Below are 11,176 nucleotides of genomic sequence, written 5' to 3'. Positions count from 1 at the left end.
AGGGTGACGACATATCGTCATCACCCCAACATTTGACGGAGAACCTTTATTTCCTTTTAGAGAAAAGGTAATACGGGCTGGATTTTATGCACCCATCACTTTTTTGTAAATGCCAAAATAACGGGATCATTATACAGAACAGTAATATCATTAAGATGGAAAGGTGGTTGAATTTATGAGTAAAAATGTAAATCGGGTAGTAGTAGTCGGTACAGGATTTGTAGGAAGCAGCTATGCTTTTGCACTTTTAAATCAAGGGATCACCGAGGAACTGGTGCTTCTTGACCTGAATAAAGAAAAGTCTGAGGGAGATGCCATGGATCTTAACCATGGATTACCTTTTGCACCTTCTCCTACAAAAATTTGGTTCGGCGAGTATTCAGACTGCAAGGACGCGGACCTGGTCGTTTTAACAGCGGGAGCGAACCAAAAACCGGGGGAAACAAGGCTCGATCTTGTTGAGAAGAACATGAATATTTTCAAGGGCATTGTAGGCCAGATAATGAATGCAGGTTTTGATGGGATTTTCCTTGTTGCCACCAATCCGGTGGACATTCTTACATACGCCACCTGGAAATTTTCCGGACTGCCGAAGGAACAGGTCATTGGTTCAGGGACAATTCTGGACACTGCCCGCTTCCGTTTTCTATTGGGAGAATATTTTCAAGTCGACCCGCGAAATGTTCATGCTTATATCATTGGCGAGCATGGAGATACTGAACTGCCCGTTTGGAGCCATGCGGATATTGGCGGAAAGCATATCCAGGATTTCATTAATGGCGGAACCTGCAGCAAAGACGACCTGAATAACATTTATAAAAATGTACGGGATGCTGCTTACCATATCATTCAGCGGAAGGGAGCGACATTTTATGGTATCGCAATGGGCCTTATTCGAATTACAAAAGCGATCCTCCATGATGAAAACTCTATTCTCACAGTTTCCGCATACCTAAACGGGGAATACGGCAATGAAGATGTTTATATCGGTGTTCCTGCTATTGTAAACCGAAACGGCATCCGTGAAGTACTGGAGCTAAATTTAAACGAAACTGAACAGGAACAATTCACACAGTCCGCCGCTGTTTTGAAGAGCACAACAAAACCTGTCCTAGACCGTTTAACGTAAGACTGTCATCCGGGATAAATTTTGCACGGTAATCCAAACTATAGGAGACACCTGATCCAGGGAGTTGCGTTAATCCCCAGCTAATTGTGATCGGGGAGTCACATGCCATTTGACTGGTGAATCAGCGAGTTCTGTTTTAGCAGAACCGCTAAGCGGGAGGAATAGGCCATGCGTATGTTATGGAGGTTAATTGTAATTGTCGGGGCATCAGCGGCTGCGATAAGGTATAGGTATCGTCTTATGAATATGGTCCTCGGCAACAGCATGCTTAGAAAATTTGTTGTTTCACGGTCACTCAATGTTCCGCTCCTTCGTGATAAAATGATGCAGAGTATGTTCAGGCCGTAGCATCCCTGCAGGCGATTGTTATTTGAGTCCCTTTCATCAGGCCTATAGGCCTACTGCTGCATGAGGGAGTGTACAGGTAACTGTATGCTCCCTTTTCCTTTTATTTTTATATCTTTTCGTCTATAGTGTAACTTGAATGAATAATGAATCAGAAAAAGGATAACCGGAAAGTAGGGAAGGACTTGGGATATAGAGAAGACTACCTGTTTTGGACTTTAGCAAAGCAGTTATCTGATACTTATGAATACCGGATGATTACCCTGTCCGATGACCAGCAGGAAATTTGGCTCGAAAACGGATCAGAGAAACACTTTCCGGTTATTAGGCTTATGAGATACGATCTTGATTGGGGAAACTGGCTGAATCGGGATATGGACAGGACCCTGATGAATGCTGAGCGGATCAGAAAAGAATTGTATAAATCATCTCTGAGCATACTTAATATTTATGTTTCACAATTTTCACCGGTCGATGAATATAATCACTATTTAAATCGGCCGACAGAAAACCGTAAACTGGAAATCCGGACACTCCTGTTGGAGACTTCTAAATTCGAAGAAAATAAAGAGGAGCTAAGTTCACTGCTTCAAAAACAGCTAGTGCTCGAACTTCCAGCGAATGAAAGTTTGGACGAGGGGCAAATAGAATATATAAAACATTCGGTGATTTCTTCCACCATTAAACGGGCAAAACAAGATCAAAAGGTTTTTCAGCACAGTAAGCCGTTTTTTACGTACATTTTTATTGGTGTGCAAATCTTGATGTTCCTTTTGCTTGAAATGAATGGCGGCAGCAAAAATACTAATACTCTCATAGAATTTGGCGCCAAGTATACCCCATATATCCTGCAGGGAGAGTGGTGGCGGTTCTTTGCCCCTATAGTCTTGCATATTGGGGTTCTTCATTTATTAATGAATACTCTGGCCCTTTATTATCTTGGGGCGGATGTTGAGCGCATTTATGGAAACACCCGCTTTATTTTGATCTACCTTTTTGCCGGTTTTGCGGGTACCGTTGGCAGCTTTTTGTTTAGCCCGAATATTTCCGCGGGCGCAAGCGGAGCCATTTTTGGCTGTTTTGGAGCCCTGCTGTATTTTGGATTGAATCATCGTAAAATTTTTTTTCGGACGATGGGAGTAAATATAATTGTTTTAATTATAATAAATCTCGCGTTTGGGTTCTCCATGCCGGGAATAGATAATGCTGGTCATATTGGCGGTTTAATCGGAGGATTCCTGGCTTCCGGTGCAGTTGGTCTGCCTGGAAAAAAGTTATATGGAAACCAAATAATTTTTCTCGTGATCGCGGCCGCATTGACTTATTTCCTGCTGCAATGGGGTTTTGATGAACTGGCAGCAAAACCATATGAGTGTATGATCAAACGATTGCTGCCATTGCCAGTTCATATATAAAAGAGGGGAAGGAAGAAAAAGCTGTTGAAGTATTGACCGATTCTGTTAAAAACGGTCAGGCTGGGCCGGAAACATATTTTATTCTGGGAACAGTACAGCTGACAAAAGGCAGCTTGCCGGAAGCCGAAGCCGCTTTATTGGAATCAATCAAGCAAAATCCAGTATTCCATCAGGCCCATTATCAGCTTGCACTTGTTTACATCAGCCTCCAAAACGCAGAAGCTGCCAAAGAGCATGCCAGCAAAGCGGTACAGCTTAATCCAGATGAAAAGGTATTCTTAGAACTTCTTGATAAGATAGACGAATTTAGCTAAAGCCTCTGACGCAGAAGTGCAGGTGTTCCGTCAGCAGACGTAATTATTACTAGCAGCTCGCCCTTTGGTATTGAAACCAGAAGGAGGGGGATGGTACTTCCTGTCGGATCAACGGCGGAGCCATCCTCTTTTTTTATTCCCAGTACATAATTTTTATAGAGCCCTTCCCACAGTTTTCCAATAATTTCTTCTTGTTTTTGTTTAGGATAAGCACCCAGCAATTCCTCCTTCCTAGCCGCCAGCTCTGTCAACGGCAGAATTTTATATTCATCCGGATTTATTGAGAATTTGTTCATCGCCAGTTCCCATGCGCTTCTGGAGACCGCGGCGCCAGCCATATCAAGTGTTTGTTTCCACTCCTTTTGCTCCTTAGTAAGTGGCCGCTGGAAATGCTGTAATTTTGAATAAGCAGATTGCACAACATATAATGTGCTAGCGCTCATTTCCTGAGCGCTTGAATAGGTGTCAGGCTTCTGCTGAAGCTCGGCATAATGGAAAGTGATTGCCTGGAACAAGCTGCTGTCTGTCACCGCTGATTCGCCTTTTTGCTCAAGCTGATCAGTATGCTGCTTCCAGTTCTTTAAAATACCGGCAAGCCTGCCGTTGGCGTAAAGCAGCGACACATCCTGGCGCAAATAAGCCTTTTGATTTAATTTGGACGATGCCTTCCAGCTGACTGTGAACTTGTTGGGACTCTTATCTCTTGCCAAAAGTGTGGTATTTGCTGACTCAAAGAACGCATTGCTATCGAGCGGAAAAAAAATAATCGTTTCTTCAGCTTGTTTCGCAGTACTGTAATAGACAATGATCCAAATTGTAAGAGCAGCAAGAATCATTGTCGAAATGTGCTTTTTATTCATTTGAATTCCTCCGGCTCTTTCATTTAAGCTAAAATATATGCCGGCAAAAGGACAAGTATGAAAAAACAGCCATTGTATGGCCTAGAAAACGTAAATTTCAATGGGAACTTTACGGTTACTTTAGCTTGTCGGTTCAAATTCCTTCCTATATAATTTTGTATTGATATAATGGGCTGCCATCCTGGACAGCTTTTCCAATAATGTCCACAAAAGCCTATAGGCGACAGATAAATAACAATGTAATGAGGGAACATATGAAAACGATTTATGACGTACAGCAATTCCTGAAACGGTTCGGGACGATCATTTATGTAGGGGACCGGATTGCAGACCTTGAGTTAATGGAAGCTGAAGTAAGGGAATTATATAGTTCCCAGTTAATTGAAACAAAGGATTTCCAGATGGCAATGCTGCTATTGCGGCAGCAAATACAGATTGAAAAAGAAAAGCGCAGATAACTGCTCTAAAAAAGGTGGGTATGGATAATGGAAAAATGGTTAATGGGTGTAGATTTAGGCGGGACTACAACAAAACTTGCTTTTATCAGCGTGTATGGAGAAATTCAGCATAAATGGGAAATACCCACTGATATCAGTAACAATGGAAAAAATATTACGACTGATATTGCCAAAGCAATAGACAGCAAGCTTGAGGATTTAGGGCAAACGAAGTCCAAATTGCTTGGAATTGGTATGGGAGCTCCCGGCCCTGTAAACGGCTCAACTGGCATGATTTACGAAGCAGTAAATCTGGGGTGGAAAAACTATCCTTTGAAGGACCTTCTGGAAGTTGAGACATCTCTGCCTGCAGTTGTTGAAAATGATGCCAATATTGCCGCATTGGGTGAAATGTGGAAAGGTGCTGGAAATGGGGCAAAGGATTTGGTGTGCGTCACTCTTGGAACAGGTGTTGGCGGCGGTGTTATTGCTAATGGAGAACTGGTCCAGGGCATCTCGGGAGCTGCTGGAGAGATTGGACACATTACGTCTGTAATTGATAATGGCTACCCATGCAATTGCGGAAAAACTGGCTGTTTGGAAACCATTGCATCAGCTACGGGAATAGTTCGACTGATGAATGAAGCGCTTAAGAGTTTTGAGGGGACAACTATACTGCCTGAAAGCTTTACATCAAAGGACATTTTTGATTCTGCGGCTAAGGGTGACAAATTAAGCCAAGCGGTTATTGATCAGGTCGCCCAGCTTCTCGGGGTAGCTCTTGCTAATTTGGCCAATGTACTGAATCCCGAAAAAATTGTAATAGGAGGGGGAGTTTCCAAGGCTGGAGAAACGCTGTTGAAACCGGTCAGGAAGCAATTTGAGAAATTTGCGTTCCCAAGGGTTGCAAAATCTACAGAGCTTGATATTGCTACACTAGGCAATGATGCAGGGGTTATTGGCGCTGCATGGCTTGTAAAGAGTACATTTACTGAGTAATTCATCTGAAAATACAATTTTCCTAACATTAGGAGCTTGCCGCTGTCCGTAAGCTCCTTATTTATTGTATAAATATTCTGAATTTGATTGATAATGAAACTTATTTCGGTTTCATCCGTCTAATGGAGTGGGTATTAGAATAACATTGAAATTACCATTCTATCGAACTAATATGAATGGCAATTTGCTTTTTGGTAAAATTAATATTAAGATTAAATAGTGTTTTTTTCTGCGTTTACTTTCACACGTATGGATATTAATACCTGCTGATAACTGACTCATATAAAATTGATTTTCAGAAAAGCTTACAGGGGAGGAAGCCGAATGAGGAGATTTTTCACTTTGAAAAGTGTGCCGTTTTTATTGCTGGCGACACTCTTCCTATGGATTAAAACCTATATCGCCTATAAGACTAGCTTTGATATTGATATTGAAAACTGGACACAGGAGTTTATCCTGTTTATCAATCCATTGAGCTTTATTTTGTTCATCCTTGGAATCAGCCTTTTTATAAAGGAGAAGAACCAAAACCGCTATGTCCTTATCTCCAGCTTCATCGTTACGGCGATTTTGTTTGCCAATCTTGTGTTTTACAGGTTTTTTAACGACTTCTTAACCATACCGGTGCTGTTCCAGACCAGTAACATGAGCGACCTGGGGGGCAGCGTTACCGAATTGGTATCCGTAACGGACCTTTTTTATTTTGCAGACATCGTTCTGCTCGCGATTCTTTTGAAAATTAAGCCGAACTTCATTGCATTCACCAGCTCAGGCAAATTGGACCGAAGAGCCTACTTCCTTATTTCAATTGCCATTGCTTTTCTAAATATCGGGCTTGCAGAAACAGAACGGCCACAGCTATTAACAAGAACCTTTGACAGGGAGATACTCGTAAAAAATATTGGCACCTATAACTATCATCTATATGATGTGTTTCTGCAGTCCAAATCGTCTGCTCAGCGCGCAATGGCGGACGGCAGTGAGTTAGCGGATATTGAAAACTATGTAAGGGCCAATTATAAAACGCCCAATGATGAATTGTTTGGGGCTGCAAAGGGCAAAAACTTAATTGTGGTTTCCATGGAATCAACGCAAAACTTTGTCATCAATCAAAGGATAAACGGTCAGGAAATTACACCTTTCCTTAATAAGTTCATTAAGGAAAGCTACTATTTTGATAATTTTTACCATCAAACAGGACAGGGCAAAACTTCGGATTCCGAATTCCTGCTGGAAAATTCATTATACCCGCTAGGACGAGGCGCTGTATTTTTTACCCACTCCCAAAACGAATATAAAGCTTTACCGGAGATTCTGGGAGGACAGGGGTATTTTACATCAGTGCTCCACGCCAATAATAAAAGCTTCTGGAATCGTGATATAATGTACAAGTCTTTGGGCTATCAGCGATTTTATGACATTAATGACTTTAATGTGACAGAGGAAAACTCGGTAAATTGGGGTATGAAGGATAAAGACTTTTTTGATCAGTCACTTCAGCACTTAACAGAAATGCCTCAGCCATTTTATGCGAAATTTATCACGCTGACAAACCACTTTCCTTTTACCCTTGCTGAGGAGGACAGGTCCATTGATGAATTTACATCAGATTCCAAGACATTGAACCGCTACTTTCCAACAGTCCGCTACACAGATGAAGCGCTTGAACACTTTATTAATGACTTAAAGGAAAAGGGTTTGTATGAAGATTCAGTGATTGTAATTTATGGTGACCATTACGGTATTTCGGAGAACCACAATGCAGCAATGGGCGAATTTTTGGGCAAGGAAATCACGCCATTTGAATCCACTCAGCTTCAACGTGTTCCATTAATTGTTCATGTTCCTGGACAGGAAGGAAAAACCATTTCAAAGGTTTCCGGACAAATTGATCTAAAACCAACACTTCTTCACCTTCTAGGTGTTGATACGAAGGACAATATCGAATTTGGTGCAGACTTATTCTCCGATGAGAAGATGGACTTCACAGTATTAAGGGACGGCAGTTTTATTACGAAGGATTATGTTTATACAAGAGATACCTGTTATGAAAAAACAACTGGAGAGCAGGTTGAAGACGTTGCTTGCGAACCTTATTTGGAAAAAGCAAAACAGGAGCTCGAGTATTCAGACAAAATTATCTATGGAGATCTGCTCCGTTTTTATGACAACGATACATCCAATGATAAAAAGAAATCTCCAGCCGTGATTACTAAATAGTTCAAAAACCTGCCGTCCATGATGGCAGGTTTTTTGTAAGCCTAAAAACAATATAATGATGGATAACTGGATGGAGTTCACAGAGGAGTATGGATACATCCTGGGTATTGCCTAATCGGCTCTCTTTATTTTCAAATTAAACAAAATAAATATTTCTTCTTACTCAAATGGACGATTTTTTGCTTTATAATAATAAATACTTAATTCTTTTCTTTTTAAAGGAAAGGGGGAGCGGAGATTTTCGAAAAAATGAAATTACCCTTCTTAATGCGGAATGACTGCAGCAGGTGCGCATTATCAGGAAGCATTAGGAAAATAGTCATCCTGCTCTTCCTGTTTTCCCTGCTCGCAGGCTGTGAACTGGAGGAAAAGAAAATCGCACCTAAAGCCAATTTAGAGAACGATAGTCAGGAATTAATTGAACCTGTTAGGCTAAAGAGTAATTTATTTGATAGATTCATCGGGTGGACCGGGAAAAATACAGCTGTTTACGTAACAAAAGAATCGGAGAATCATTCCTACGAAATCAGGGAATACAACATAATGAATGGCCTAGAAAACGCAATTTATTCAGCGAAAGTACCGATTATTTCAGTAAGCATCAGTCCTGGCCAATCTTATTTCCTGATTCATACTTCATCCTCCCCTGAAAAGGCTGATATCGAAATTATTTCCCGGGACGGATATTCAATCTTCTCTGTTTCCATCACTTCGAGTGAAATCTCATTTGAATGGAATAGAGATAACGAAGATCAGCTTTTAGTTACGAGTTTTTTTGAGGATTGGTCGTTTACGAATTATATTGTAAATGTTAAGCAAAAAACGATAGAACCTGTCAATATACCTGAGCCTTTTGCTCAATGGTCTGGCTCTGACGAATTACTGTTTCTGGGGTTAGACCAAAACCAGACTGATATTGCGGGTACACTATTGAAGAAAAGAGTGTCAGGCAATACAGCAGTTACGGTTGAGGAGAATGTTGTTCAATATCGTATGCTTGCTGAGAATCTGATAATCATACAGCTGGACCAAGACAGGCAAAACCTCCTTTACAAAATAAAAAGAGATAACAGGGGAGCTCAACTTTTACTTCAAACGTCTTTACTAGCTGCTAATACTGAACCGCAAATTCCATATTGGGAAATCGTTGAAAAAAAGAAATCACTTTTGACATTTTTACCCGATGATAATGGTGAAGAGCTCTTTAATTTGGTTAGCTTTGACTGGAATAGTAACAAGCAGACCGTAATCATTCAAAATGCTGAAAATGCACCGCTGCAGTGCAGCCCGTATGGCGGTTTGTGTTTATATGGGTATCAGCTGGAGAAGATTATCGATTTGCAAGCCAAGAGGGTATTTGATATTGTTGAACCAAGAAAGGATGCATAAAACATGGCAATAGTTGATGTTACGGTCATTCCAGTGGGAACAGAAGGGCCGAGTGTAAGCGAATATGTGGCAGACATACACAGAATCTTGGAAAAGCACAGCAAAAAGGGCGGCATCCGTTTTCAGCTTACTCCAATGAACACAATTATTGAGGGTGAGCTGGGAAGCTTGTTTGAAGTGATTAAGGAAATCCATGAATCTCCTTTTTCTAAAGGTATTTCTCGCGTTGCAACCTCAATCAGGATTGATGACAGAAGAGATAAGCAATCAACTATGGAGGGAAAGTTAAAGGCTGTTGAAACCAAGCTTGAAACTGACCTGGGACTATAGGCGGTACGCCAAAAAAGAGGAAGAAGAAAAACCTTGTCGCTTTTGACAAGGTTTTCATTTTGGGCATTAAGCTTTTCACAAGTCTAATGCTTACTTTTAACGATTTAACGTCACAGCCATTTAACCGGGGCTAAGATTGTTTGTTTTGTATTAGTGAGCAACCGGAAATCCATGATTAAGGATGGTCATGACTGTAAACCAGCCGAATACAGCTACAGATCCTGCAGCAAATAACAAACCAAGTAAATTCTTGTTTTTTAAGCAACTTAATGTAGCAAATACTGCAAGGATTGTTACAAGACTAAGAATGATCATTAATCCCATTTGTTAAGCCCCCTTATTATGTAGTCAGTACCCAATGCCGTAGCTAGCTCTGCAAAATGAAGCGTTCTCTTTCCTATGTAAAGATGATTGCACTCGTTTTTATTTTAATATTATTTCGATTATTTGTCGAGAAGGAAAAATGACACTTCTATGTCATATGCCAGGCATAAGCCTTTGATTAATTGTTTCTGAGAACTATCAGCGAAGAAAAGCTCTTGCCCGTCTGACATACAGGAAGCAATCAGGAATTCTTCCATCTCCAGAAGTGCCATCTTGGCATCTTCTTTTTGTGAATCAGTAATAGAGAAGGCTGTTAAGTTCTCCTTAAATAAAAAATAATAGCCTCCTGCTTCAAAGGCATGGTCCGTAAACAATGCATTTGCTTTTACTGACTCAAATTTTAAGAGTGGATGTATACCTGAGAAGGTTTTAGCAGATATCGAGATAACCTTGCATATTTCCGTCTCATCCAGGTCAGGAACAACCACAATATTACCTGAAATAGCAATAGGATGTGAATATTCCTGAAGCAATGCAAATAGTTCGGGAAATTCGCTGGCTGTGTGTTTTAGTTCTACAGCATAAACGGTATCCATTATGAACACTCCTAACTTGTATCCTTTAAAAGTTTACAGTATTTAGTGTAAAATAAATAGAAAAAAGATGGTTGGAGATGAAAAGGATGAAATGGTATCAGTTGCCCTTAGGGCCTTTACAAACAAATTGCTATATTCTCTCAAACGAAACAGGTGAATGTATCATTTTTGATCCTGGTGAAGAAGCAAGCAGGCTGATTCAATATATACATACGAAAAAATATAAACCCCTGGCTGTTTTGTTGACACATGCCCATTTTGATCATATAGGAGCCCTTGACGAAGTAAGGGGAAAATTTAATATTCCAGCTTACATTCATTCGAACGAAGCAAAATGGCTGGCGGATCCCGCTTTGAATGGATCGGGTTTATTCCGGATGGAACCGTTGATGAGAATGAGGCCAGCTGAGCATATTCTCAAAGATGAAAAGGAACTGGAAATAGGAGGATTCAGCTTTAAACTTCTCTTTACTCCGGGACATTCGCCAGGCAGTGTTTCTTATTATGTGGAAGAGGATGGCTATATCTTTTCAGGTGATGTACTATTTAAAGACAGTATTGGCAGGACGGATCTTCCAGGTGGAAACCACAATCAGCTGATAAAAAGTATTCATAGCCAGCTATTAACCCTTCCGGAAAATACGATTGTCATGCCTGGCCATGGTCCAGTTACCACACTTATCGATGAAATGGAGACCAATCCGTTTTTGAATGGATTCAGTTAGCAGACAAATAATTAATTAAATAGAAAGACCCTTCTCAAGTAGAGAAGGGTCTTTCCGGGGGATGTTCTATTCATATAATATAATGGGAGGGGA

13 protein-coding genes are annotated in these 11,176 nt (G+C 40.7%); 10 read left to right on the top strand and 3 right to left on the bottom strand.

Annotated features, from left to right (window positions below):
* The first annotated feature begins 175 nt into the window (after positions 1-175).
* From D0469_RS16905 to D0469_RS21190, 4 genes are all read left to right on the top strand, one after another.
* Positions 176-1,129: an L-lactate dehydrogenase gene (locus tag D0469_RS16905; protein ID WP_117327899.1), complete on the top strand. Its 954-nt coding sequence runs from the start codon at positions 176-178 to the stop codon at positions 1,127-1,129.
* Between the two features lie 168 nt (positions 1,130-1,297).
* Complete coding sequence (locus tag D0469_RS16900) at positions 1,298-1,477, top strand: hypothetical protein (RefSeq protein ID WP_117327898.1); 180 nt, start codon at positions 1,298-1,300, stop codon at positions 1,475-1,477.
* Between the two features lie 143 nt (positions 1,478-1,620).
* Positions 1,621-2,889: a rhomboid family intramembrane serine protease gene (locus D0469_RS22030; RefSeq protein ID WP_325048971.1), complete on the top strand. Its 1,269-nt coding sequence runs from the start codon at positions 1,621-1,623 to the stop codon at positions 2,887-2,889.
* Positions 2,847-3,203, top strand: coding sequence for a tetratricopeptide repeat protein (locus tag D0469_RS21190; RefSeq protein WP_158553537.1), 357 nt, complete (start codon positions 2,847-2,849; stop codon positions 3,201-3,203). The genes D0469_RS22030 and D0469_RS21190 overlap by 43 nt, the downstream gene beginning before the upstream one ends.
* Here D0469_RS21190 and D0469_RS16890 read toward each other — a convergent pair.
* Positions 3,200-4,063 (bottom strand): hypothetical protein, encoded by an 864-nt coding sequence (locus D0469_RS16890; RefSeq protein ID WP_117327897.1) that lies wholly within the window; start codon positions 4,061-4,063, stop codon positions 3,200-3,202. The genes D0469_RS21190 and D0469_RS16890 overlap by 4 nt on opposite strands.
* A gap of 254 nt (positions 4,064-4,317) precedes the next feature.
* On the opposite strand from D0469_RS16890, the gene D0469_RS16885 reads away from it, so the two are divergent.
* The 5 genes from D0469_RS16885 to D0469_RS16865 all read left to right on the top strand — a co-directional run bounded on the left by D0469_RS16885 (position 4,318) and on the right by D0469_RS16865 (position 9,438).
* The gene (locus D0469_RS16885) at positions 4,318-4,521 is read left to right on the top strand and encodes a YqgQ family protein (protein ID WP_117327896.1); all 204 of its coding nucleotides are present in this window, start codon (positions 4,318-4,320) and stop codon (positions 4,519-4,521) included.
* A 24-nt stretch (positions 4,522-4,545) separates the two neighbouring features.
* Positions 4,546-5,499 carry an ROK family glucokinase gene (locus D0469_RS16880; RefSeq protein WP_117327895.1) on the top strand — a complete coding sequence of 318 codons (954 nt, stop codon included), beginning with the start codon at positions 4,546-4,548 and terminating at the stop codon, positions 5,497-5,499.
* Positions 5,500-5,823: 324 nt separating this feature from the next.
* Positions 5,824-7,719 carry an LTA synthase family protein gene (locus D0469_RS16875; protein WP_117327894.1) on the top strand — a complete coding sequence of 632 codons (1,896 nt, stop codon included), beginning with the start codon at positions 5,824-5,826 and terminating at the stop codon, positions 7,717-7,719.
* A gap of 249 nt (positions 7,720-7,968) precedes the next feature.
* Complete coding sequence (locus D0469_RS16870) at positions 7,969-9,108, top strand: YqgU-like beta propeller domain-containing protein (RefSeq protein WP_117327893.1); 1,140 nt, start codon at positions 7,969-7,971, stop codon at positions 9,106-9,108.
* A gap of 3 nt (positions 9,109-9,111) precedes the next feature.
* Positions 9,112-9,438: an MTH1187 family thiamine-binding protein gene (locus tag D0469_RS16865; protein ID WP_117327892.1), complete on the top strand. Its 327-nt coding sequence runs from the start codon at positions 9,112-9,114 to the stop codon at positions 9,436-9,438.
* Between the two features lie 150 nt (positions 9,439-9,588).
* Here D0469_RS16865 and D0469_RS16860 read toward each other — a convergent pair whose 3' ends face one another.
* Together D0469_RS16860 and D0469_RS16855 are read right to left on the bottom strand one after the other, a co-directional pair.
* Positions 9,589-9,762 carry a DUF2759 family protein gene (locus D0469_RS16860; protein ID WP_117327891.1) on the bottom strand — a complete coding sequence of 58 codons (174 nt, stop codon included), beginning with the start codon at positions 9,760-9,762 and terminating at the stop codon, positions 9,589-9,591.
* Between the two features lie 119 nt (positions 9,763-9,881).
* Positions 9,882-10,358, bottom strand: coding sequence for a hypothetical protein (locus tag D0469_RS16855; RefSeq protein ID WP_117327890.1), 477 nt, complete (start codon positions 10,356-10,358; stop codon positions 9,882-9,884).
* 86 nt (positions 10,359-10,444) lie between these two features.
* On the opposite strand from D0469_RS16855, the gene D0469_RS16850 reads away from it, so the two are divergent.
* Positions 10,445-11,083, top strand: coding sequence for an MBL fold metallo-hydrolase (locus D0469_RS16850; RefSeq protein WP_117327889.1), 639 nt, complete (start codon positions 10,445-10,447; stop codon positions 11,081-11,083).
* Positions 11,084-11,176: the final 93 nt, after the last annotated feature.

The organism is Peribacillus saganii (genome assembly GCF_003429095.1).
GTDB lineage: Bacteria > Bacillota > Bacilli > Bacillales > DSM-1321 > Peribacillus > Peribacillus saganii.
The sequence above is the reverse complement of the archived record's forward strand: the minus strand, read 5'-3'. Positions and strand labels throughout refer to the sequence as shown.

What these genes read in the sequence shown, in the direction of transcription:
- D0469_RS16860 (WP_117327891.1), bottom strand. Translation starts at nt 9,762, where the DNA reads ATGGGATTAATGATCATTCTTAGTCTTGTAACAATCCTTGCAGTATTT.
- D0469_RS16890 (WP_117327897.1), bottom strand. Translation starts at nt 4,063, where the DNA reads ATGAATAAAAAGCACATTTCGACAATGATTCTTGCTGCTCTTACAATT.
- D0469_RS16900 (WP_117327898.1), top strand. Translation starts at nt 1,298, where the DNA reads ATGCGTATGTTATGGAGGTTAATTGTAATTGTCGGGGCATCAGCGGCT.
- D0469_RS16855 (WP_117327890.1), bottom strand. Translation starts at nt 10,358, where the DNA reads ATGGATACCGTTTATGCTGTAGAACTAAAACACACAGCCAGCGAATTT.
- D0469_RS16865 (WP_117327892.1), top strand. Translation starts at nt 9,112, where the DNA reads ATGGCAATAGTTGATGTTACGGTCATTCCAGTGGGAACAGAAGGGCCG.
- D0469_RS16905 (WP_117327899.1), top strand. Translation starts at nt 176, where the DNA reads ATGAGTAAAAATGTAAATCGGGTAGTAGTAGTCGGTACAGGATTTGTA.
- D0469_RS16870 (WP_117327893.1), top strand. Translation starts at nt 7,969, where the DNA reads ATGAAATTACCCTTCTTAATGCGGAATGACTGCAGCAGGTGCGCATTA.
- D0469_RS16885 (WP_117327896.1), top strand. Translation starts at nt 4,318, where the DNA reads ATGAAAACGATTTATGACGTACAGCAATTCCTGAAACGGTTCGGGACG.
- D0469_RS16875 (WP_117327894.1), top strand. Translation starts at nt 5,824, where the DNA reads ATGAGGAGATTTTTCACTTTGAAAAGTGTGCCGTTTTTATTGCTGGCG.
- D0469_RS22030 (WP_325048971.1), top strand. Translation starts at nt 1,621, where the DNA reads ATGAATCAGAAAAAGGATAACCGGAAAGTAGGGAAGGACTTGGGATAT.
- D0469_RS16850 (WP_117327889.1), top strand. Translation starts at nt 10,445, where the DNA reads ATGAAATGGTATCAGTTGCCCTTAGGGCCTTTACAAACAAATTGCTAT.